General features: G+C 64.7%; 24 protein-coding genes and 1 tRNA gene. 15 read left to right on the forward strand and 10 right to left on the reverse strand.

The features are described from left to right. The first annotated feature begins 26 nt into the window (after positions 1 to 26). Positions 27 to 1,847, forward strand: a complete 1,821-nt coding sequence (typA, locus tag AC13C7_RS15165; RefSeq protein WP_172320517.1) for a translational GTPase TypA — start codon at positions 27 to 29, stop codon at positions 1,845 to 1,847. A gap of 161 nt (positions 1,848 to 2,008) precedes the next feature. Here the strand turns inward: typA and AC13C7_RS15170 are convergent, their stop codons facing one another. Together AC13C7_RS15170 and AC13C7_RS15175 are read right to left on the reverse strand one after the other, a co-directional pair. Then, a complete protein-coding gene (locus tag AC13C7_RS15170; protein WP_482867989.1) occupies positions 2,009 to 2,704 on the reverse strand; it encodes a hypothetical protein in 696 nt (231 codons plus the stop codon). A 65-nt stretch (positions 2,705 to 2,769) separates the two neighbouring features. Then, positions 2,770 to 3,747 (reverse strand): zinc transporter ZntB, encoded by a 978-nt coding sequence (locus tag AC13C7_RS15175; protein WP_482867990.1) that lies wholly within the window; start codon positions 3,745 to 3,747, stop codon positions 2,770 to 2,772. A 116-nt stretch (positions 3,748 to 3,863) separates the two neighbouring features. Between AC13C7_RS15175 and AC13C7_RS15180 the strand changes: the two genes are divergently transcribed. Then, complete coding sequence (locus AC13C7_RS15180) at positions 3,864 to 4,445, forward strand: VOC family protein (RefSeq protein WP_482867991.1); 582 nt, start codon at positions 3,864 to 3,866, stop codon at positions 4,443 to 4,445. A 166-nt stretch (positions 4,446 to 4,611) separates the two neighbouring features. On the opposite strand, the gene AC13C7_RS15185 is transcribed toward AC13C7_RS15180, so the two are convergent. The 3 genes from AC13C7_RS15185 to AC13C7_RS15195 form a co-directional block, all read right to left on the reverse strand. Further along, positions 4,612 to 6,129, reverse strand: a complete 1,518-nt coding sequence (locus tag AC13C7_RS15185) for a tripartite tricarboxylate transporter permease (protein ID WP_172320514.1) — start codon at positions 6,127 to 6,129, stop codon at positions 4,612 to 4,614. 3 nt (positions 6,130 to 6,132) lie between these two features. Next, on the reverse strand, positions 6,133 to 6,621 hold the full coding sequence (locus AC13C7_RS15190) for a tripartite tricarboxylate transporter TctB family protein (protein ID WP_172320513.1): 489 nt from the start codon (positions 6,619 to 6,621) through the stop codon (positions 6,133 to 6,135). A gap of 152 nt (positions 6,622 to 6,773) precedes the next feature. Beyond that, positions 6,774 to 7,760, reverse strand: a complete 987-nt coding sequence (locus AC13C7_RS15195) for a Bug family tripartite tricarboxylate transporter substrate binding protein (RefSeq protein WP_172320512.1) — start codon at positions 7,758 to 7,760, stop codon at positions 6,774 to 6,776. 107 nt (positions 7,761 to 7,867) lie between these two features. Between AC13C7_RS15195 and AC13C7_RS15200 the strand changes: the two genes are divergently transcribed. The 5 genes from AC13C7_RS15200 to AC13C7_RS15220 all read left to right on the forward strand — a co-directional run bounded on the left by AC13C7_RS15200 (position 7,868) and on the right by AC13C7_RS15220 (position 11,614). Beyond that, on the forward strand, positions 7,868 to 8,533 hold the full coding sequence (locus AC13C7_RS15200) for a response regulator transcription factor (RefSeq protein WP_172320511.1): 666 nt from the start codon (positions 7,868 to 7,870) through the stop codon (positions 8,531 to 8,533). Further along, the gene (locus AC13C7_RS15205; RefSeq protein WP_172320510.1) at positions 8,530 to 9,894 is read left to right on the forward strand and encodes a sensor histidine kinase; all 1,365 of its coding nucleotides are present in this window, start codon (positions 8,530 to 8,532) and stop codon (positions 9,892 to 9,894) included. The genes AC13C7_RS15200 and AC13C7_RS15205 overlap by 4 nt, the downstream gene beginning before the upstream one ends. Further along, positions 9,864 to 10,892 carry an ABC transporter substrate-binding protein gene (locus AC13C7_RS15210; protein ID WP_172320509.1) on the forward strand — a complete coding sequence of 343 codons (1,029 nt, stop codon included), beginning with the start codon at positions 9,864 to 9,866 and terminating at the stop codon, positions 10,890 to 10,892. The genes AC13C7_RS15205 and AC13C7_RS15210 overlap by 31 nt, the downstream gene beginning before the upstream one ends. 99 nt (positions 10,893 to 10,991) lie before the next feature. Then, the gene (locus tag AC13C7_RS15215; protein ID WP_172320508.1) at positions 10,992 to 11,222 is read left to right on the forward strand and encodes a hypothetical protein; all 231 of its coding nucleotides are present in this window, start codon (positions 10,992 to 10,994) and stop codon (positions 11,220 to 11,222) included. A 38-nt stretch (positions 11,223 to 11,260) separates the two neighbouring features. Beyond that, on the forward strand, positions 11,261 to 11,614 hold the full coding sequence (locus tag AC13C7_RS15220; protein WP_172320507.1) for a hypothetical protein: 354 nt from the start codon (positions 11,261 to 11,263) through the stop codon (positions 11,612 to 11,614). A gap of 129 nt (positions 11,615 to 11,743) precedes the next feature. Here AC13C7_RS15220 and AC13C7_RS15225 read toward each other — a convergent pair. The 3 genes from AC13C7_RS15225 to AC13C7_RS15235 form a co-directional block, all read right to left on the reverse strand. Further along, positions 11,744 to 11,820 (reverse strand) — tRNA-Arg (locus tag AC13C7_RS15225). 46 nt (positions 11,821 to 11,866) lie between these two features. Then, positions 11,867 to 12,337 carry a GNAT family N-acetyltransferase gene (locus AC13C7_RS15230; protein ID WP_172320506.1) on the reverse strand — a complete coding sequence of 157 codons (471 nt, stop codon included), beginning with the start codon at positions 12,335 to 12,337 and terminating at the stop codon, positions 11,867 to 11,869. Between the two features lie 6 nt (positions 12,338 to 12,343). Next, positions 12,344 to 12,655, reverse strand: coding sequence for an ETC complex I subunit (locus AC13C7_RS15235; RefSeq protein ID WP_474889178.1), 312 nt, complete (start codon positions 12,653 to 12,655; stop codon positions 12,344 to 12,346). Between the two features lie 351 nt (positions 12,656 to 13,006). Between AC13C7_RS15235 and uvrB the strand changes: the two genes are divergently transcribed. Further along, entirely contained in the window at positions 13,007 to 15,184 is a 2,178-nt protein-coding gene (gene uvrB, locus AC13C7_RS15240) for an excinuclease ABC subunit UvrB (protein ID WP_482867992.1), read from the forward strand. Next, complete coding sequence (locus AC13C7_RS15245; protein ID WP_482867993.1) at positions 15,181 to 16,077, forward strand: abortive infection family protein; 897 nt, start codon at positions 15,181 to 15,183, stop codon at positions 16,075 to 16,077. The genes uvrB and AC13C7_RS15245 overlap by 4 nt, the downstream gene beginning before the upstream one ends. Positions 16,078 to 16,156: 79 nt before the next feature. Here the strand turns inward: AC13C7_RS15245 and AC13C7_RS15250 are convergent, their stop codons facing one another. Further along, positions 16,157 to 16,699, reverse strand: coding sequence for an REP-associated tyrosine transposase (locus AC13C7_RS15250; protein WP_482867994.1), 543 nt, complete (start codon positions 16,697 to 16,699; stop codon positions 16,157 to 16,159). Positions 16,700 to 16,892: 193 nt separating this feature from the next. On the opposite strand from AC13C7_RS15250, the gene AC13C7_RS15255 reads away from it, so the two are divergent. Genes AC13C7_RS15255 through AC13C7_RS15265 form a run of 3 tightly spaced genes read left to right on the forward strand, consistent with a single transcriptional unit; the run spans position 16,893 to position 17,907 of the window. Then, on the forward strand, positions 16,893 to 17,030 hold the full coding sequence (locus AC13C7_RS15255; RefSeq protein WP_474889825.1) for a hypothetical protein: 138 nt from the start codon (positions 16,893 to 16,895) through the stop codon (positions 17,028 to 17,030). A 46-nt stretch (positions 17,031 to 17,076) separates the two neighbouring features. Next, entirely contained in the window at positions 17,077 to 17,502 is a 426-nt protein-coding gene (locus tag AC13C7_RS15260; protein WP_482867995.1) for an excinuclease ABC subunit B, read from the forward strand. Positions 17,503 to 17,514: 12 nt separating this feature from the next. Further along, positions 17,515 to 17,907: a RidA family protein gene (locus tag AC13C7_RS15265; protein WP_482867996.1), complete on the forward strand. Its 393-nt coding sequence runs from the start codon at positions 17,515 to 17,517 to the stop codon at positions 17,905 to 17,907. A gap of 3 nt (positions 17,908 to 17,910) precedes the next feature. Here the strand turns inward: AC13C7_RS15265 and AC13C7_RS15270 are convergent, their stop codons facing one another. Next, a complete protein-coding gene (locus AC13C7_RS15270) occupies positions 17,911 to 18,201 on the reverse strand; it encodes a hypothetical protein (protein ID WP_172320499.1) in 291 nt (96 codons plus the stop codon). A 128-nt stretch (positions 18,202 to 18,329) separates the two neighbouring features. Between AC13C7_RS15270 and AC13C7_RS15275 the strand changes: the two genes are divergently transcribed. The 3 genes from AC13C7_RS15275 to AC13C7_RS15285 all read left to right on the forward strand — a co-directional run bounded on the left by AC13C7_RS15275 (position 18,330) and on the right by AC13C7_RS15285 (position 19,653). Next, a complete protein-coding gene (locus AC13C7_RS15275; RefSeq protein ID WP_482867997.1) occupies positions 18,330 to 18,617 on the forward strand; it encodes a hypothetical protein in 288 nt (95 codons plus the stop codon). Positions 18,618 to 18,692: 75 nt separating this feature from the next. Then, on the forward strand, positions 18,693 to 19,079 hold the full coding sequence (locus AC13C7_RS15280; RefSeq protein ID WP_172320497.1) for a hypothetical protein: 387 nt from the start codon (positions 18,693 to 18,695) through the stop codon (positions 19,077 to 19,079). A gap of 184 nt (positions 19,080 to 19,263) precedes the next feature. Further along, positions 19,264 to 19,653, forward strand: coding sequence for a hypothetical protein (locus tag AC13C7_RS15285; RefSeq protein ID WP_446119789.1), 390 nt, complete (start codon positions 19,264 to 19,266; stop codon positions 19,651 to 19,653). Positions 19,654 to 19,681 lie beyond the last annotated feature (28 nt).

Below are 19,681 nucleotides of genomic sequence, written 5' to 3' on the forward strand. Positions count from 1 at the left end.
AATCCTGAAATTTAAGGCCTCCCCCCATGGACCTTCGCAATATTGCGATCATCGCCCACGTTGACCACGGCAAGACCACCCTTGTTGACGAGCTTCTGAAACAATCCGGTGCCTTCCGTGCCAACGAGGCCGTGGCCGAACGCGCGATGGATTCGAACGACATCGAACGCGAGCGCGGCATCACCATCTTCGCCAAGCCCACATCGGTCGAATGGAAGGGCACGCGGATCAACATCGTCGACACCCCCGGCCACGCCGATTTCGGCGGCGAGGTGGAGCGCATCCTCTCCATGGTCGATGGCGTGGTGCTGCTGGTCGATGCCGCCGAAGGCCCGATGCCGCAGACCAAGTTCGTCACCTCCAAGGCGCTGGCGCTTGGCCTGCGCCCCATCGTGGTGCTGAACAAGGTCGACAAGCCCGACGCCGAACCCGACCGCGCGCTGGACGAGTGTTTCGACCTCTTCGCGTCGCTCGATGCCGATGAGGACCAGCTGGATTTCCCGCATATGTATGCCTCGGGCCGCAACGGATGGGCCGATGCCGAGTTGAATGGCCCGCGCAAGGATCTGCACGCGCTCTTCAACCTGATCGTCAACCACGTGCCGCGCCCGCGCCAGATCGCCCGCCAGGGCGAGGATTTCCGGATGCTGGCCACCACGCTCGGCGCCGACCCCTTCGTCGGCCGCCTGCTGACCGGCCGCGTCGAATCCGGCAAGCTCAAGGTCGGGGCCACGGTTCAGGCGCTCTCCCGCGTCGGCGAGAAGATCGAGCAGTTCCGCGTCACCCGCATCCAGGCCTTCCGGGGCCTCGCGCAGCAGGATATCGACGAGGCGCAGGCGGGCGACATCGTCTCGATCGCGGGCATGTCCAAGGCCACCGTCGCCGACACGATCTGCGCGCTGGCCGTCGATGAGCCGCTTTACGCGCAGCCCATCGACCCGCCCACCATCACCGTCACATTCGGCATCAACGACTCGCCCCTTGCGGGCCGCGACGGCAAGAAGGTGCAGTCCCGCGTCATCCGTGAACGCCTGATGAAGGAAGCCGAAAGCAACGTCGCCATCAAGATCAGCGACACGCCCGGCGGCGAGGCCTTCGAGGTCGCGGGCCGAGGCGAATTGCAGATGGGCGTGTTGATCGAGAACATGCGCCGCGAGGGGTTCGAGCTGTCCATCTCGCGCCCGCAGGTCCTGATCCGCGATGATGGCGAACAGAAGCTGGAGCCGGTCGAGGAGGTTACCGTCGATGTCGATGACGAATATTCGGGCGCGGTGATCGAAAAGCTGACCGGCGCGCGCAAGGGCGATCTGGTCGAGATGAAACCGGCGGGTGCGGGCAAGACCCGCATCATCGCGCATGTGCCGTCACGCGGGCTGATCGGCTATCACGGCGAGTTTCTGACCGATACGCGCGGCACCGGCGTCCTGAACCGCGTGTTCCACGCCTGGGAACCTTTCAAGGGCACAATTCCCGGCCGCCGTCAGGGCGTGCTGATCTCGATGGAGAACGGCACCTCGGTCGCGTTTGCCCTGTGGAACCTGGAGGATCGCGGCAAGATGTTCATCGGCGCGCAGGAGCCGGTCTATACCGGCATGATCATCGGCGAGCATTCCCGCGACAATGACCTGGAAGTGAACCCGCTGAAGGGCAAGAAACTGACCAACGTGCGCGCGTCGGGCACCGACGAGGCTGTGCGCCTGACCACGCCCGTCACCATGTCGCTGGAACAGGCCATCGCCTATATCGACGATGACGAGCTGGTCGAAGTGACGCCGAACGCGATCCGCCTGCGCAAACGCTATCTCGACCCGCATGAGCGGAAACGGCAGGCGAAAGCGGCGGGGTGAATTAGGGAGGGGCCATCCGAGTGCGGGTGGCCCTTTTCTCACTGGGCTGGCAGGGGCACCAAAATGGTTGACCAGGCTGTCCATGATAGCGCTGGCCAACGAAGCCAGCACGATTCACGACGAATTCATTAGGCTTCCGGTTCGTCCGTCAGACAAGAATGTCATTCAGGCAAGTCGCATCTTCTTGTTCGAACCGGCGGGCCTGATGGAGATGTCGATGTGATACGCTCACCATCGTACCAGGCCAGACTGCTCGGATCGCGGGGCCATAGGACGTCAGCGCGCGCAAAAACCGCCAATCCCGCCTCGGGATCATCACCAACGTAACGCAGCATCCGCGCCTCCAGTGCAGCCACCCTTGTCATTTCAGCGCCGTCGATCTGGTACACGCGATAGAACTGCGCGCCCGTCAACCAGTGTGGTGCTGTGTAGCCGCTGTAAAACTGGACTCCCAAGACCTCGCTACGCTCGATGAACGTGCTGTCTTCGACATCGTTCGCCGGAAAATACAGAGGAGGGCGGATCACGCCACTCTCGCCCGTGCGGACATTGTTCCAACCATTTTGAGAATAGGCCCAGAGGTAGAGTCGTTGACTGGCGGGATCAAAAGGGCCAGCTGAATTCGTGAAATCGCCCACCGGCGAGGGTCGGATCATCTCGCCGACCTGCACGAAACCCTCCCGCGGGAGACTGACTGGCAGGTCCAGTCCGGCAATCGCTACAGGTTCACGTTCGAGTCTGAAAGACGCAGCCCTTGTAGAAATACAATGGTTTGTCTCGTCAGCATCAGCGGACCCGATTGCGAGCATCAGCATTGCTGTAGAGATCATTGCAGTCAAACTTCGCTTGCCGGTCAATTCTGGCTCCTTGAATACACTCTCAGATGTGACGTCACGTATTGACGTCGACAAGGCCATCCCCCCTACCGGAACATCCCCAACCGCCAGACCCACCAGACCAGCCCCCAGCCAAGCGCCACCAACCCGCCCGTGACGATCCAGAACGCCCACGCGTTTTCCGCCCCCGGCATGCCACCCACGTTGATCCCGAGTAGCCCCGTCAGCAGCCCAAGCGGCAGGAACACCGCGGCCACGATCGACAGGACCAGCATCCGCCGGTTCATCTGGTCACTGCGCAGTTCCATGATCTGGTCGCGCACAACCTGCGCGCGGTCGCGGATCGCATCCAGGTCCTCGGCCAGCCTCTGCACCCGCTCCGCCGCCTCGCGCAGGCGCGATCTGTCGCGCTCGGTCAGCCAGTCCAGGTCCTCGATCTCCAGCGTGGTCAGCGCGTCGCGCTGCGGCTGCATAAAGCGGCGCAGGATGATGGCGCTGCGATGCACCTCGGCCAGGTCGCCGCGCGCCAGGCCCGCCTCCTGGTCCAGCACCTGTTCCTCCAGCGTGTCGATCCTCTCGTTCAGGGTGGCGACCACCGGCTCGGCCCGATCCGCCAGGCGCAGGGCCAGCCGGGCCACAAACTCACCGGGCGTGGCCGGCGCCTGTCCGCGCTCCATCGCGCCAAGCAGATCCTCCACCGCTTGCAGGGGCCTGAGCCAGACGCCGAAGATGCGCCCCGCTTCCAGCCACAACCGGACCGAGACCATGTCCTCAGGCTCCGCGCCGGGGTTGAGGTTCACGCCGCGCAGGTTCAGGACCACGCCCGATCCATGCACGGTGCAGCGCGGCCTTGTTTCCTTGGCGGTCAGCGCGTCCAGAACGAAACTGTCCAGCCCCGAGGCCGCCAGTTCGGCCGCCGCGCGCGGAGCGTCGCGGTAGAGATGCTGCCACAGCAGCGCGGCCTCCGGCGCGGGATCGGCAAACGCGTTCTCCGCCCGAACAGCCGCGCCACCCTGCCGGTCGATGACCACAGACAGGAGCGGCGGAATAGGTGAGCCTGCCATCGCGTCCCCCTTCGTGTCGCGCCAGTCTGCAAAGCCCGCGCCGCTTTGGCAAAGCCGAATTTGCCTGATGCGCCATTCGGGCTACAGTTGCGGCTCAAACCAGCAGGAGCCGAGATATGAGAAAGCTACAGGCACAGGGCGTGCATCACATTACCCTGACCGGCGCGGATCGCCAGACATCCATCGACTTCTGGGAGGGCGTGTTGGGCATGCCTTTCATCTTCGACCAGCCCAATCTGGATAACCCGGACGAAGGCCACCTCTATTTCGACCCCGGCGACGGGCGCCTCATCACCGTCTTCACCAATGAGGGCCGCACAGCCGACCCGCGCCGCACGCCGACCGAACCCGGCTGCGTGCATCACCTCGCCTTCAACGTCTCCAAGGCCACCTTCAGCCAGGCAGTCGAGCGTCTGGACGCGCGCGGCATCACACATTCCGGCCCGAAAGATCGCGGTTTCATGGACTCGATCTATTTCAAGGATCCGATGGGCCTGCTCATAGAATTGGCCTGCTACCGGTTCGAGCCGCCCACGGGCTGCACCCATGCCGATGTGATGATCGAGGCGCATCGCATCCGGGTCGCCGCGGGCGACGGCCACATCGCGGAGGTTCACCTGGCCGACGCCATCGAAACCCTCGTCACCCGCCACCAGCAAAGCCTCAGCGCGGATCGCGGCCCGCAAGACCCCTACTGATCCCGCCTTCTTTGTTCCGCAAATATCCCCGCCGGAGGCATCCGACATTGGCCCCCACGCGAAACCTCCGCCATTCCAGGCGGGGGCACCACGCGCGGCCCGAGCGGCCCCGTCTGGGGCCCGAGGCCGCGCGTTCCCCGGTCGGCGCCGAAGGCGTCGATCCGGATCAATCCCCGTCGGCCACGCCCTTGGCACGCGCCCGCGCGCGGCGTGCCCGGTAGCTCGGCACCACCACCAGCGCCACCGCCAGCAGCAAGAGGCCAAGCGTCATCGGCCGTTCCAGGATGAAGCTGACGCCGCCGTAAAGCTGCATCGCGCGGCTGAAATTGTCCTCCAGCATCGAGCCCAGGATGAACCCGATCAGAAGCGGGGCCAGCGGGTAATCGGCAAAGCGCAGGATCGTCGCGCAGATGCCGAACCCCACCAGGATCAGCAGTTCCGTCGCGTTGTTCTGCCCGATATAGGCCCCCATCAGGGTGAAGAAGAGGATGAACGGAATGAGGAAGCTGCGCGGCACCGCCAGCACCTTGGCGATATAGGGAATCAGCGGCAGGTTCAGAACCAGCAGGATCAGGTTGCCCAGATACATCGAGATGATCACGGCCCAGAAGATCTGCGGCTCGTCGATCATCAGGCGCGGGCCGGGGCTGACATTGAGCGCGATCAACGCGCCAAGCAGGATCGCCGTGGTGCCCGAGCCCGGAATGCCAAGCGTCAGCAGCGGCACGAAAGACCCGGTGCAGGCCGCGTTATTGGCCGATTCCGGCGCCGCGAGGCCCTTGAGGGAGCCCTTGCCGAACTGGTCCTGCTCCTCCTTGGGGGCGATATTGCGCTCCACCGCGTAACCCAGGAAAGAGGCGATGGTAGCCCCCGCGCCGGGCAGCACGCCGACCAGGAAGCCCTGCACCGATTGCCGCCCGATCACGGGCGCGATCTGGCGCGCCTCGGCCCGCGTGATGCGCATGTCCTTGATCTCGCCGCCCGGTCCGCCCTCGTTCGACCGGCTCGGGTCCAGCACCAGGTACATGGCCTCGGGCAGGGCGAACATCGCCATGGCCAGCGTGATGAAGCCGAAGCCCGATTGCAGGTCCATGATCCCCATCGTGAAGCGTGGCATGTTGAAGAGCGCGCCTTCCCCCACGGTGGCCATGATCAGCCCAAGCAGCGTCATCAGAAGCGCCTTGGCGACATTGCCGGTTCCCGCGAAGGCCGCGATGGCCGACAGGCCCACCACCATCAGCGCGAAATACTCGGCGGAATGAAAGAGCAGCGCGACCGAGGCCAGCATCGGCGCGAAGATCATCAAAAGGATCGCCCCGATCGTGCCGCCGCAAAAGGACGAGATCGCGGCCACCGTCAGCGCCTTGCCCGCCTTGCCCTGTCGCGCCAGCGGGTAGCCGTCGAAGCTGGTCGCCACGGTCGAGGCGACCCCCGGCGCATTGATCAGGATCGACGAGGTCGAGCCGCCGAAAATGGCCCCGTAATAGACGCCCGCCAGAAGGATCAGCGCCGCGGAGGGATCGCCGATGGTGATCGCCACCGGGATCATGATGGCGATGATCGACATCGGACCCAGGCCCGGCAACATGCCGATGAAGGTGCCGATCAGGCAGCCGCCGATCACCATCAGGAGGTTTGTGACTGAAAAGGCCGTCGAGAGGCCGATCATCATGCCTTCAAGCATCGCTCATACTCCCATGAAGAACGGCCAGGGGCGCAGGAAGATGCCGAGCACCTCCTGCACCAGCCACCAGATGAACCCGGCCGCGATCAGCGCGACGGGGATCAGGATGTGAAACCGGCGCTCGCCCAGGACCATCCCACTGATGATCAGGAAGCCGGTGGTGGACAGAAGGAACCCCGCCGGACGCAGCAGCAGCGCATAGGCCACCATCAGCCCCAACAGCGTCAACGCCTGGCCGATCTTGTAATCGCCCAGGCGGCGATAGTTGATATCCTGCGGCGACGGCTCACCGGCGGGCTTTTCCAGCCCCAAAACGATGACCAGCGCGGTCAGGATCGCCAGGACCGACAGCACCTTGGGGAAGGTCGAGGGCCAGACCGGGTTGCGCTGCATGAAGGGCGGCAGGCCCGCATCCATGGTAAAGAACGCGCCGTAGCCATAGGCCAGGCATATCATCAGGATCACGAGGCCGATCCATCGGTCGAGGGCCATGTCAGTCTCCCTTGTGCTCGCTTGCGGTCGGAGGGGGAAGGCGCGTCGATGCGCCTTGGGCCGCGCGGGGTCACCCCCGCGCCTCCCGGATTCTGAAAATCCGGAAAACGAGGCTTTTCGAAAAGCCTCGTCCCCGTTTCAGGCGTCAGGCTTCAGAGAAAGCCCAGCGTACGCATCAGAGTGCCGATCACCTCTTCCTGCTCTTCCAGGAAGGCGCGGAAATCGTCGCCGGAATTGTGGATATTGACCCAGCCGTTGCGGGCGCGGACCTCTTCCCATTCTTCCGTCTCGTACATCGCCGCCAGTGCTGCCTGGTAGGCCGCGACCTGATCCTCGGGCATCCCCGGAGCGCCGAAGAAGCCGCGCCAGTTGACGAAGCTGGTGTCGATACCCTGCTCCATCATCGTGGGCGCGTCCGGATAGGCCGGCACACGCTCTTCCGATGTCACGCCGATGATGCGCACCTCACCGGCCTCGGCCAGATCGACGGCCTCGGAAAAGCCCGTCGATAGCGCCGCGATCTCACCCGACAGCAGCGCCGCCATGGCCGGTCCGCCGGTGTCATAGGGGATGTAGGTCACCTCAAGCGGATCCTCGCCCGCCGCTTCCATCACCATGGCCGCGACCAGGTGATCCATGCCGCCCGGAACCGAGCCGCCGCCGATGGCGGTGCCCTGCGGATCCGCGCGATAGGCGGCCAGCAGGTCGTCCATGGACTCGATGTCGCTATCGGCATTCACCACCAGCGTCGCGTAATCCCCGATGGTGCCCGCGACAAGCGTCAGGTCCGAGAAGTTGTAGGGGAACACGCCCGTCAGCGAGCGGATCACGATGGGGGTGGAGTTCACCATCAGCGTTCCATACTGGCTCTCGGCGTTTTCGATCAGGTAGCCGATGGCCACCCCTCCGCCGCCGCCCGACATGTTCTCGTAGCTGGCCGTGCCGACAAGGCCGGACTCGGTCAGCGCCTCGCCGGTGCCGCGCGCGGTGCCGTCCCAGCCGCCGCCCGCCCCGCCGGGGATCAGGAAGTGGACACTGTCCAGCATCTGATGCCCTCCGGCAAAGGCCGGGCTGCCAAGGCTCATGGTCGCCACCGCCGCGGCCGCAAAGGCCCGGCGGGTCAAAGTCAATCTTGTCATGTCTGTCCTCCCAGTTTGACAAATTGGGGCTTGCCTGCCCATGTCGAATGATCACCACCTCAACCTGACACCTTGCTGTCACGCCCCAAAGGCTTTTCCGGCACCCCATGCGTTTCCTGCTTGTCGAAGATAACCCGCAACTGGCCGCCGCGATCCTGGACCGGCTCGGCCAGGATGGCCATGTCGTCGATCACGCAAGCGACCTTGCCACCGCCGCCGACTACACCGCGACAACGGGTTACGATCTGATCTTGCTGGATATTATGTTGCCCGACGGTGATGGCCGCGACTTTCTGAACGCGCAGCGCGCGCGCGGGGCCGAGACGCCGGTGATCGTGTTGACGGCGCGCTCCGAGGTCTCGGACCGGGTCGGTGCGCTGGATATGGGGGCCGATGATTATATCTCCAAACCGTTCGATTTCGCCGAGCTGGAGGCGCGGGTCAGGGCCGTCCTGCGCCGCCGCGCGGGCACCGCAAGCAACCGGATTCGATTCGGAAACGTCGCATTCGACACGCTCGCGGGCACGCTGACGGTCGCGGATCGCGCCATCACCCTGCGCAATCGCGAGCTGCGCCTCCTGGAGGTCTTCTTCGCCGCCCCCGGTCAGATCATTGCCAAACCGCAACTCATCGACCGGCTGTTTTCCTATGACGAGGACGTCTCGGAAAACGCGATCGAGGTCTATGTCGGGCGCATCCGCAAGCACCTTGAAGGCTCCGACGTGGCCATCGTGACGGTGCGCGGGCTTGGCTACAGACTGTCGGTGCCATGACCGGCTGGCCCCGCGCCCGCGGCTCGATCCGCCGCCGGTTGACGCTGCAACTGCTGACCAGCGCGGCGATCCTGGCAGTGATCCTCTTTCTCATCGTCTCCAGCTTCGCCCGCCAGATCAGCGCCGAATCGCAGGACCGGATCCTGTCCGCCTCGGTGGCCTCAATCCTCGATGCCGTCTCGGTTGCCTCGGGCGAGGTCAGCGTCGATATCCCCTATTCCGCCTTCACCATGCTGGACAATCCCAGCGATGACCGCGTGTTCTACCGCATCATGCAGGATGGCGAGGTGATCACCGGCTATGACGACCTGCCCGCGACCACCCCCGGCACCGCCACCCTGCCCTATCGCGACGAGACCTTGCGCACCGTCACCGCGACCCGGCGTCTGTCCGTGAACGGCGCCCCGGTCCAGATCGCCGTGACCGTCGGCCAGACCCGCGATGCGCAGGCCCAGACCCTGCAACGCATCAGCCGCATCTCGGTCTATCTGGGCCTCGGCTTCTTCGCCGTCTCCGCCGTGCTGGCGGTGTTGGCGGGGCAGGTCACCGCCGGGTCGCTGCGGCGGCTGGCGGGTTCGGTCTCGCGGCGCGGCCCGCAGGACCTGCGGCCCGTGGAGGCCGAAGTGCCGAGCGAGATGGTGCCCCTGGTCCAATCGCTCAACCGGCTGATCGCGCGGCTTTCAACCGCGCTGAACCGGACCGAGGATTTCATCGCCGAGGCCGCGCACCGCGTGCGCACGCCGCTGGCCACGGTCCGCGCCCATGCCGAGAACACGCTGCGCCGGGTGGACCGCGAGGAGAACCGCGCCTCCCTGCGCGAGATGATCCGCGCCATTGATGAGAGCAGCCGCGCCGCCGGGCAGCTTCTGGACCACGCCATGGTGTCGCTGCGCGCCGACCAGCTGGAACTGGAACCGCTCGACCTGAACGCGCTGGTGGTCGAGCTTGTGGACCGCCTGCGCCCGGTGGCGGAACTGAAGGACATGGAGATCCGGCTTGAGACCGGCGCGCGCGGCGCTATCATGGGCGATACGATCCTGATCCAGAACGCGGTGCGCAACCTGCTGGACAACGCGATCAAATACGCCCCCTCCGAGACCCGGATCGCGGTGACAACCACCTCGGACGGCACCACAGCCACGCTCACCATCCACGATGAGGGCATCGGCTTTCCCGAGGCCGACACCACCCCCCTCAGGGGCCGGTTCACGCGCGGCACGAACGCCACGGGCGTTGTCGGGTCGGGCCTTGGCCTGACCATCGCCGATGAGGTCGCCCGCGCCCATGGCGGCCACCTTGCAATGTCCAACAATGAAGGAGGCCCCGGCGCATGCGTCAGCTTGTCCTTTCCCTTGCGCTGAGCCTCGTCGCCAGTGCCGCGCCCGGTTTCGAGATCGAGGAACTGGTGCAGTTTCCGGCCGAGAACGAGACCGCCGAGCTGCGCGTCATCTCGACCGCCGATACCGAGCTTTTCGCCCCCTTCATCCTGGAGTTTCAGCAGGCGAACCCGGGCATTTCCGTCGCCTATCACGTCGTCAGCACAACAGAACTGATGATCGCCCTGGCCGAGGAGGGCGAGAGTTTTGACCTGGCCATTTCCAGCGCGATGGATTTGCAGGTGAAGCTGGCCAATGACGGGCTGGCGCGGCTCTACCAGTCGGTCCAGACCGCGGCCCTGCCGCCCTGGGCGCGCTGGCACGGGCAGGTCTTCGCCTTCACCCAGGAGCCGGCCACCATGGTCCTGTCGCGCGCGGCCTTCGAGGGGCTGCCCCTGCCCCGGACGCGGCAGGAACTGATCACCGTGCTGCGCGACAATCCCGACCGTTTCGCGGGCCGGATCGGCACCTATGACGTGCGGGTCAGCGGCTTGGGCTACCTCTTCGCCACCCAGGACGGGCGCACGTCCGAGACCTTCTGGCGGCTGGCCGAGGTCATGGGCAGCCTGCAAACCCGGCTCTACTGCTGCTCCGGCGCGATGATCGAGGATGTCGCCAGCGGCGAGATCGCGGTGGCTTACAACGTGCTCGGCTCCTACGCGCAGGCCCGCGCCGACCTGCATGACGCGATCCACATCATCGCGCCGCAGGATTTCACCACTGTGATGCTGCGCACCGTGCTGATCCCCGAAACCGCCACCCTGCCCGACCAGGCCGGGGCCTTCATCGACCATCTGATCCAGACCTCATGGCTGCGCCCCGACAACGGTTTCGCCTTTCCGGGCATCACCGGCGAGGGGCTGTCGGGCAATGCCGGATTGCGCCCCATCGCGCTTGGCCCCGGCCTTCTGGTCTACCTGGACCGGCTGAAACGCCAGCAATTCCTGCGCGAATGGGAGGCGGCGATGGTGCAGGCCGAATAGCGGCCGGATCCAAGCTGCGTCCAACCGCACCAAGCCCTTGAACTTGCCAGAGGTTCGGTGGAAACTGCCGCGTCTGGTCTGACAGGAACGAGTGCGACAATGGCTGAAGCGACATCGGCGATACACATGGCCAGGGACGCGGTGCTGGCGCGCATGGAGCGGCACCAGGATCGGGTGCAGTCAGCGAAGGCCATCGACAACCCGCTGCGCATGTCCCAAGCTGCGGGCTTCGTTGCCGCTGACATGCCGGCGCGCGCCCGGTCCCTTTACCGGGCGGTACTGCAATCCGACCCTGATCATGCGATGGCGGCAAAAAACTCGCTGCGCTGATCGACGCGGGCGCAGCACGGGCGCGCAACCAGATCGACATGGCCCAGGCGCTGAACGCGGAAGGCGAGGCCACCGCCGCCGCGGCATTGCTGCGCAGGGTCGTCGAACGAAATCCGAAGAGCACCGCCGCCCCGAACGCTCACGCCGGGGCCATGCAGCGGGCACAGGCCCTTCTTGCCGCAGGCGATGCCGTCCAGGCCGACAGGATCTTCGCCAGCGTTCTCGCCGAAGAGGTCCGGGGCGACCTGCGGATCCTGCAGCAGAGCCTGATGTTCCGGCACGTCCATTCGCATATCAAGCTGGCCTATAAATCGACCCCCAGCTACTGGAACGCCTACGATGGCGCAGTGCCGGCCCCGATCCGCGATGTCCTGTCACAGATCGTTGCATGAGCTGCGACTGCCCGGATGACTAGGGGCCGGGATTCGCCGATCGGCCATGAAGCCCCCGGCGGTTTCCGCGACGCCCGGTCGCGCGCGGATTGCCTCGGGCACAAGCCGCCGGATCAGACATGGCAAGCTTGGCGATCCCGCGAGGACTCGAACCCCGAACCTGCTGATTAGAAGTCAGCTGCTCTATCCAGTTGAGCTACGGGACCGCTGGTCCCCTTCATTGCGCAAGGGGCGGGCGGGATGCAAGCGTGATCAGAGCACCTTCGTCATGAACACGCTCAGCGGATCGGGCCGGTAGCTGCCGAAGGGCGGGCAGGGCACGAACCCGGCCCGGGCATAGATCGCGCGGGCGGCGGCGTGGTCGGGGCCGGACCCGGTCTCCAGGCTCAGCCGCGTGGCCCCGGCGCGGGTGGCGGCCTCGATCATCCGTGCCAGCAGGTGGGCCCCGATGCCGGTGCCGCGCAGGCCAGCCGCGACATGCATGGATTTCAGCTCCAGGTGATCGGGGGCAACCGGGCTCAACCCGCCGACCGCGACAACCGCGCCGCCTGCATCGGTGATGGAAAAGACCTGCGCCCCACCGCCGACCAATTCCTCCGCCGTTCTCACATGGCAACTGTCGGGCGGCGACCCGGCCCGCATCATCGCGTGATGGCACGCCAGCAGGTCGGCCACGGGGGCGCGTGCGGGATCGTCGGCTTGGAAGGACAGGCCGTCCGGCATGGGTGCTCAGTGGGTCCAGACCTGGCGCCGGTTGGTGGCGAAATTGTCGCCATAGCCGCCGGGGCGGATATTGGGTTTGCGGCCTTTCGGTTGCTGCACGATGGCGTCGATACCATGGGCGCGGGCGTAATCCTGTGCCGCCTCGGCGCTGTCGAAGCGCAGTTTCACCTGGCTGTTCATGTCGCCGGAACTGGTCCAGCCCATCAGCGGATCGACCTCGCGCCGCTCGGCGGGGGCAAATTCAAGCACCCAGGTCTTGGTCTTGGCGGTGCCCGAGGTCATGGCGTTCCGGGCCGGTTTGTAAATACGCGCGCGCATCTGGCGGGACTCCTTGGCTGATGCGCCCATTTATCCCGGCAAACGGGCGCCGATGCAACGGGCATTCTGGTCGCGGGGAGGGGTGGGTCAAGCGGGTTGCCGACCGGCGCCCCCCGTGGAGCGAGGGGTGGGGTGGGTGGTGCGGGGGGACCGACCGGCAACCGAAAGATGCTTGCAGGCAGAGATTAGGCGCGCATGACCCCGCACGGCAAGCGAATAGCCTCTCGCATTTCGCTAAAATTGTCGGCAAATGCGCAAAGCCCTGCGCCTCCTGACAAACCCTGTCAGGAGGCCCCCTTGAACCGGAACAAAATAAGATCATTCTAATGGGGCAGTCTGAGGGAATCGCCCATGTCCACGACACAATCGCCGATGATGACAGCCGCGCCCAACCGCGACCTGCCCAAGCTGGAGGGCGGCAAGCGCTTCGTCATGAGCACCACGTTCAAGCCCGCGGGCGACCAGCCGACGGCCATCGCGGAACTGGCGGCAGGGGTGAAGGACGGCGAACAGGACCAGGTGCTTCTGGGTGTCACCGGTTCGGGCAAGACCTTCACCATGGCCAAGGTGATCGAGGAAACGCAGCGCCCCGCCATCATCCTGGCCCCCAACAAGACGCTCGCCGCACAGCTCTACGGCGAGTTCAAGGGCTTCTTCCCCGACAACTCGGTCGAGTATTTCGTCTCCTATTACGACTACTACCAGCCCGAGGCCTATGTGCCGCGCTCGGACACCTACATTGAAAAGGAGAGCCAGATCAACGAGCAGATCGACCGGATGCGCCACTCGGCCACCCGCGCGCTGCTGGAACGCGACGACGTGATCATCGTGGCCTCGGTCTCGTGCATCTACGGCATCGGCAGCCCCGAGACCTACACCGCGATGACCCAGGATCTGGAGGTCGGCCGCGAATACAACCAGCGCGCCGTCATGGCCGACCTGGTCGCGCAGCAATACCGCCGCAACGACGCCGCGTTTCAGCGTGGGTCTTTCCGCGTGCGCGGCGACAGCTTAGAGATCTGGCCCTCCCACCTGGAGGATCGCGGCTGGCGCCTCTCCTTCTTCGGTGAGGAGCTTGAGGCGATCACCGAATTCGACACCCTCACCGGGGCCAAGACCGACACGCTCGAAAAAGTCCGCGTCTATGCCAATTCGCATTACGTCACGCCCACGCCGACCATGAAACAGGCCATCAAGGGTATCCGCGAGGAGCTGACGGTGCGCCTGAAGCAGCTGGAAGACGAGGGTAAATTGCTGGAAGCGCAACGGCTGGAACAGCGCACCCGCTTTGACCTGGAAATGCTGGAGGCCACCGGCGTCTGCAACGGGATCGAGAATTACTCGCGCTACCTGACGGGCCGTGCCCCTGGCGAACCGCCCCCCACCCTCTTCGAATACATCCCCGACAATGCCATCGTCTTCGCCGATGAATCCCACGTCTCGGTGCCCCAGATCGGCGGCATGTATCGCGGCGACTACCGGCGCAAGTTCACGCTGGCCGAACACGGCTTCCGCCTGCCCTCCTGCATGGACAACCGACCCCTCAAGTTCGAGGAATGGGACGCGATGCGCCCGCAATCGGTCTTCGTCTCGGCCACGCCCTCCGCCTGGGAGTTGGAGCGCACCGGCGGCGTCTTCACCGAACAGGTCATCCGCCCCACCGGCCTTCTGGACCCGCCCGTCGAGATCCGCCCCGTCACCACGCAGGTCGATGACGTGATGGACGAGATCCGCCGCGTCACCGCCGCAGGCTACCGCACATTGGTGACGGTCCTGACCAAGCGCATGGCCGAGGATCTGACCGAATACCTGCATGAACAGGGCATCAAGGTCCGCTACATGCATTCCGATATCGACACCATCGAACGCATCGAGATCCTGCGCGACCTGCGCCTCGGGGCCTTCGACGTGCTGGTCGGCATCAACCTGCTGCGCGAGGGGCTGGACATCCCCGAATGCGGGCTGGTCGCCATTCTGGACGCCGACAAGGAGGGCTTCCTGCGCTCGGAAACCTCGCTGGTGCAAACCATCGGCCGCGCCGCGCGCAATGTCGATGGCAAGGTGATCATGTATGCCGACCGGGTGACGGGCAGCATGGAACGCGCCATCCGCGAGACCGATCGCAGGCGGGCCAAGCAACTGGCCTATAACGAGGAACACAGCATCACCCCCGAGACGGTCAAGAAGAACGTCGAGGATATCCTGGCCGGTCTCTACCAGGGCGATGTCGACATGAACCGGGTCACGGCAAAGGTCGAAAAGCCGCTGCACGGCGCCAACCTGGAGGCCCATTTGGAGGGCCTGCGCGAGCAGATGCGCAAGGCCGCCGAGAACTTGGAATTCGAGGAAGCCGCCCGGCTGCGCGACGAGGTCAAACGGCTGGAGGTGGTCGATCTGGTGGTGTCAGACGACCCCTTGGCGCGGCAATCGGCGGTGGATGCGGCGGTCGAAGGCGCGGCGAAGATGAGCGGGCGCTCCACGGCGGGGCGGCCTGGGCAAAGGGGCGGGAAGGCGAGGAGGGGGCGGTGACAAAGCTGAAGCACTATCAGTGGGATCAACTCCGCGATTGGTTTTGTCCGGAGCCCGGTTACGTGTTGGATTTTTCGAACAAGACCTTTCGAGAGTTCTTTGAAGATCATTTTGAAACCAATATTTACGCCGATGCTTTTAGCGAACTCGGCACATCAAAATTCAACCGATTGCGCGCCTTCATCACTGTGTCGCCCCCTCATGTTGTCATAGAACTTATTGATGTATTATGGCGGCGTCTGAATCGAGATCGAAATGATCACATCATGAAATCGCAGCAAGCACTGGACGGCGATTGGAGCACGGTTAGTCTCGAATACGTTTCTGCGCTACAAGAAGCCGCAGCAATTGAGGATCAGGCCTTCCAATCCCTTGTTAATGATATCGGGTCGCTACCAAGCCACTCAGCAACACCTCACCTACAAAAGATGAGTTCGGAATGGACCTTGGACACTGTGGAGCGCGAGATCACGCGAGCACTGGAAGGCGTCGATAAAGATCCTGAGACTGCAATAACTGCTGCGTGCTCCATGCTGGAGAGTGTTTGCCGGTCGATCATTCTTGGCCGTGGCGAAGACTTACCCGAACGCATGGATATTCAAACCCTTTACAAGAAAGTGCGGGGCATCTTTGAGCTCAACCCGGACAAAGCAGTAAAGCCCGCCACTGTTGAATCAGATGTTCGAACAATTTTGGCTGCTTTGGGTAATGTAATCAGTGGCATTGGTGCGCTCCGCACTCATACGGGTTCGGCACATGGGCGCGAGAGAGGGTTCGTTCGGGTTGACCCAAGAATTGCTAGATTGGCCGTCAATTCGGCGACAAGCTATTCGTTGTTTCTAATTGAGACGTGGGAAACAAAATTCCCTGAGGATAAGCTGAAAGTTCGGTAAAGCGACAATAGACAGCACCCCGTAGGGTGGGCAGTTCTGCCCACCATCCCAACCTCCGCCCACCAAACCCGACCGCCCTTCACTCCCCGAAGGCGCCCTCCGGCAACTCCCCGGCCCAACCGGCATCGACCCGGCCCGCCCGAATATCGCGGTGGATCGAGGAGAATGGCCACTCCGCGGCCCTGGCCACCAGCCCGTGTTTCACCGGGTTGCCCCAACAATACCGGACATGCATCCGATAATCCCGCGCGTCCCGGATCGCATGTTCCCAGAACCTTCTCTGCCAGATCCCGGCCTCATGCTTCGCCCGCTTGCTGGCCGACCGCGTAGGGTGGGCAGTTCTGCCCACCTCCGCCCCGACCGCACGCGTGAAGCGGTGCTCTATCTTGCGCCAGCGCTCGGAATAGTCGCTGTCACCGGGCGGCAGGGTCCAGATCGCGTGGAGGTGATCCGGCAGGACCACCATCGCATCACAGATGACCGGGGCTGAGGCCACCGTCTCGGCATAAGCACGGCGCAGATCGGCGATACGATCGGTCAGGAGGGACGCCCGACGGTCCGCAAGATTGACAGTAAAGAAGTAACTGGTCCCGGGCAGATGAAGGCGGCGATAGGTCGGCATGGGCCATCATTGACGCAGGAAGGTTAACGTCGTGTTGATCCGGATGGCGGGCAGAACTGCCCACCCTAGGCATCCCTTCACACCACCCCACCCTTGAACCCTTCCCCAACGTCACCCGATGAACTGGTCCCCCTTTCGACGGGACACTTGGGCATACCCATGGAGGCTTAGGGATAGCCCTAAGCACGTGCTTATGTCTGACTATGAGATCATCACCGATGGCGACCGCGCCGTGAGCTTTCCCGACGATACCGCGATCCGCGCCGTGGCCTGTTCCGGGCGGCATTGCGATGACATGACGATCACGATCTGCCCCTTCACCCGGCGCTGATCCCGGCACCCTTCACAAACGCCGCGCGCCGGGCCACACTTCCCCCATGCGCGCGCTCCTTCTCCTTGCTGTTCTCACGACCCCGGCCCATGGCTGGGAAGCCGCGAGCGAAGGTGCGCTCTGCACCCTCACCCATACCGAGACCGATCTGCATATCCGCCTGACCTACGACCCCGGCCCGCCGGAATACGCGATCATCCTGACCCGCGCAGGGACACCTTGGCCCGTGGCCCCCGTCTTCGCGCTGCAATTCACTGGGGACAGACCCAACCTGATCACCACCGACCGGCATGTCATCGACGGGTTCTCCCTCTCCGTCACCGACCGGGGCTTCGGCAACGTTCTGGACGGTCTGCAATTCAATCGCACCGCAACGGCGCTGACCGGTGATGCCGCAATTCCGGTCCCGCTGACCGATGCCGCCCCCGCCGTCGCCGCCTTCCGCGCCTGCACCGACGCGCCCTCCGCCTGAAAGGATCCGCCCATGCCGCCCGAGTTCCACCTCTTCGCCAGGGGCCCCCGCCCGGTCGCTCCGTTTTCGCACGCGGTAGAGACCGGCGGCTTCGTGTTCCTGACCGGCCAGATGCCCACAGACCCGGAGGCCCCCGACGCCCCCCTGCCCGAGGGAATCGCGGCGCAGACCGCCCGCGTCATGGACAACCTCGCGCTGATCCTGGGGGAGCTTTCCCTCGACCTAGCCCATGTCGTGCAGGTCCGCGCCTACCTGACCGAGTTCACCCGCGACTACGCCGCGTTCAACGACACCTACCAGGGCTATTTCGCCCCGGACAGTCGCCCCGCCCGCACCACGATCGGGGTCACCGCGCTGGCCGTGGGGGCCTTGGTCGAGGTCGATTGCATCGCGCGCCGACCCTGACGCCTACCAGCGTTCCAGCAGCTCGAACTCCTCCTCTTCCAGCAGCGGCGTGGTGGACCGAACCGAGACAACCGGCGACACCGCTTCGTCCCAGTATCGCGGGTCCGACAGGATCTCGGGCGGCAGCCGGTCGCGTTTGAACACGCGGCGCTTTTGCTGCCGGACCCGCACGATATGGGCGTTGCTGGCCACCGGCAGCGCGCCGGACAGAAACCCCGCCCGCATCGCATCGGCGCGCGCGGTCATCTCCTTGATCTGCTGTTTCAATTGAAAATACTCGCTTGCCGGATGCATGGCACGGCCCTCCTTCGCGCCCGACGCTAGCGAAGCCGGAGTAAACACCGGGTAAACCATCGGGATTTTTGAACCCGTTCCCGCCCCCGCACGACCAACCCCTGAATGCCCGCTCGGAGGTTGACCCCATGCGCCAGTTCCTCGCCCCGCTCTGCCTCGCCCTCGGCTTCAGCCCCGCGCTGGCCCATAACGCGCGCCCCGCCATCGGGCTCGACCTTGCCGCCGCCAGCTATGTCACCGATCTGGGCACCGATCTGGGCACCGCGCTGCCCGCGACGCCGCAATGCGTGACCCGCGTGCTCGCCTTTGGCGAAGACCCCGCGCCCTCCGACCCCGTCCATCTCGACCAGATCACCTGCCTCGACACCGCCTGCACCACGCGTGAGGTCGTGCTCTGCGTGGCCCCCGCCCCCTGAGCGACGATTCAATTCCGCACGAGCCCATATTATGTTAAAATAACCGCGCCCTGATTTCTCCAAAGGAACATTGCAATGCGTCTTGCCCTCTCTGCCCTGCTGCTTCTCGGCTCGGCCCATATTGCCAGCGCCGAACAATTCATCGCCACCTTCCTCAGCCCCTCGCACCCCAACACGCTCAACATTCAGATCACCCAATTCGACGCCTCCGGCGGCACCATCGACACCGAGCGCCAGCGCATCGCGCGCATCGGGGCCGGACAATCGACCTGGGCGGTGAACATGCTGCCCTCAGCCGCGCGCGTCTGCGTCAGCTTGAGCGGATCGCAGCGCATCACCAGCGCGCGCGCCTTGATGGAAAACGGCAGCGAACAGGCGCTTGCCGCCACCTCCGACGGGCGCACGACCTGCACCCCCGGCAGCTTGTCCAATCTCGACATGATCGTGGTGAATTTCGACTGAGGCACCTAACCTGTTGCGCATTTGCCACATATGGTGATGGGTGCCGGGAACCGAACCGCACCGGCGGCGTTCTTTCCGCATCACGGGCGGCCACGCAGGTCACTGCAAGACCAGCACCGCCCGCGCAGCCCCCATGCGCCCGCTTCAATTGGACGGGCGGATGCTTCAGGAAAGGAAACGTACCATGCGACGCCTTCTTACTGCCGCCCTCGTTCTGGGCGCTACCGCCACCACCGCCACCGCCGAACAGTTCATCGCGGCCTTCTCAAGCAATGCCCACCCGGCCCAGATCGAGGTCGCCATGACCCAGATGGACAGCAACGGGCAGACGCTCGACGCGACCGGCCTTGCCGTCGCGCCGACCGAACCGAACCAGTCCATCGCAGCCGTTCCGATGATGCCGGGCGCGGTCAATGCCTGCGTCACGATGGCCCCCGGCACACGGATCACCCAGGCCATCGCCATGCTGGCAGCGGGCGGAGAGCTTGCCCTGCCGATCAGCGATGATGGACAGACGGCCTGCGCGCGGGTCGCCGATCCGGCCTTTGACCTGATCCAGGTGCAATTCGACTGACGCCAGAGCGCAACATGACCGAACGCCC

This window comes from Alterinioella sp. B-7 (assembly GCF_056857775.1).

What these genes read in the sequence shown, in the direction of transcription:
- typA (WP_172320517.1), top strand. Translation starts at nt 27, where the DNA reads ATGGACCTTCGCAATATTGCGATCATCGCCCACGTTGACCACGGCAAG.
- AC13C7_RS15175 (WP_482867990.1), bottom strand. Translation starts at nt 3,747, where the DNA reads ATGGCAGGCTCACCTATTCCGCCGCTCCTGTCTGTGGTCATCGACCGG.
- AC13C7_RS15180 (WP_482867991.1), top strand. Translation starts at nt 3,864, where the DNA reads ATGAGAAAGCTACAGGCACAGGGCGTGCATCACATTACCCTGACCGGC.
- AC13C7_RS15185 (WP_172320514.1), bottom strand. Translation starts at nt 6,129, where the DNA reads ATGCTTGAAGGCATGATGATCGGCCTCTCGACGGCCTTTTCAGTCACA.
- AC13C7_RS15190 (WP_172320513.1), bottom strand. Translation starts at nt 6,621, where the DNA reads ATGGCCCTCGACCGATGGATCGGCCTCGTGATCCTGATGATATGCCTG.
- AC13C7_RS15195 (WP_172320512.1), bottom strand. Translation starts at nt 7,760, where the DNA reads ATGACAAGATTGACTTTGACCCGCCGGGCCTTTGCGGCCGCGGCGGTG.
- AC13C7_RS15200 (WP_172320511.1), top strand. Translation starts at nt 7,868, where the DNA reads ATGCGTTTCCTGCTTGTCGAAGATAACCCGCAACTGGCCGCCGCGATC.
- AC13C7_RS15205 (WP_172320510.1), top strand. Translation starts at nt 8,530, where the DNA reads ATGACCGGCTGGCCCCGCGCCCGCGGCTCGATCCGCCGCCGGTTGACG.
- AC13C7_RS15210 (WP_172320509.1), top strand. Translation starts at nt 9,864, where the DNA reads ATGCGTCAGCTTGTCCTTTCCCTTGCGCTGAGCCTCGTCGCCAGTGCC.
- AC13C7_RS15215 (WP_172320508.1), top strand. Translation starts at nt 10,992, where the DNA reads ATGGCTGAAGCGACATCGGCGATACACATGGCCAGGGACGCGGTGCTG.
- AC13C7_RS15220 (WP_172320507.1), top strand. Translation starts at nt 11,261, where the DNA reads ATGGCCCAGGCGCTGAACGCGGAAGGCGAGGCCACCGCCGCCGCGGCA.
- AC13C7_RS15230 (WP_172320506.1), bottom strand. Translation starts at nt 12,337, where the DNA reads ATGCCGGACGGCCTGTCCTTCCAAGCCGACGATCCCGCACGCGCCCCC.
- AC13C7_RS15235 (WP_474889178.1), bottom strand. Translation starts at nt 12,655, where the DNA reads ATGCGCGCGCGTATTTACAAACCGGCCCGGAACGCCATGACCTCGGGC.
- uvrB (WP_482867992.1), top strand. Translation starts at nt 13,007, where the DNA reads ATGTCCACGACACAATCGCCGATGATGACAGCCGCGCCCAACCGCGAC.
- AC13C7_RS15250 (WP_482867994.1), bottom strand. Translation starts at nt 16,699, where the DNA reads ATGCCGACCTATCGCCGCCTTCATCTGCCCGGGACCAGTTACTTCTTT.
- AC13C7_RS15255 (WP_474889825.1), top strand. Translation starts at nt 16,893, where the DNA reads ATGTCTGACTATGAGATCATCACCGATGGCGACCGCGCCGTGAGCTTT.
- AC13C7_RS15260 (WP_482867995.1), top strand. Translation starts at nt 17,077, where the DNA reads ATGCGCGCGCTCCTTCTCCTTGCTGTTCTCACGACCCCGGCCCATGGC.
- AC13C7_RS15265 (WP_482867996.1), top strand. Translation starts at nt 17,515, where the DNA reads ATGCCGCCCGAGTTCCACCTCTTCGCCAGGGGCCCCCGCCCGGTCGCT.
- AC13C7_RS15270 (WP_172320499.1), bottom strand. Translation starts at nt 18,201, where the DNA reads ATGCATCCGGCAAGCGAGTATTTTCAATTGAAACAGCAGATCAAGGAG.
- AC13C7_RS15275 (WP_482867997.1), top strand. Translation starts at nt 18,330, where the DNA reads ATGCGCCAGTTCCTCGCCCCGCTCTGCCTCGCCCTCGGCTTCAGCCCC.
- AC13C7_RS15280 (WP_172320497.1), top strand. Translation starts at nt 18,693, where the DNA reads ATGCGTCTTGCCCTCTCTGCCCTGCTGCTTCTCGGCTCGGCCCATATT.
- AC13C7_RS15285 (WP_446119789.1), top strand. Translation starts at nt 19,264, where the DNA reads ATGCGACGCCTTCTTACTGCCGCCCTCGTTCTGGGCGCTACCGCCACC.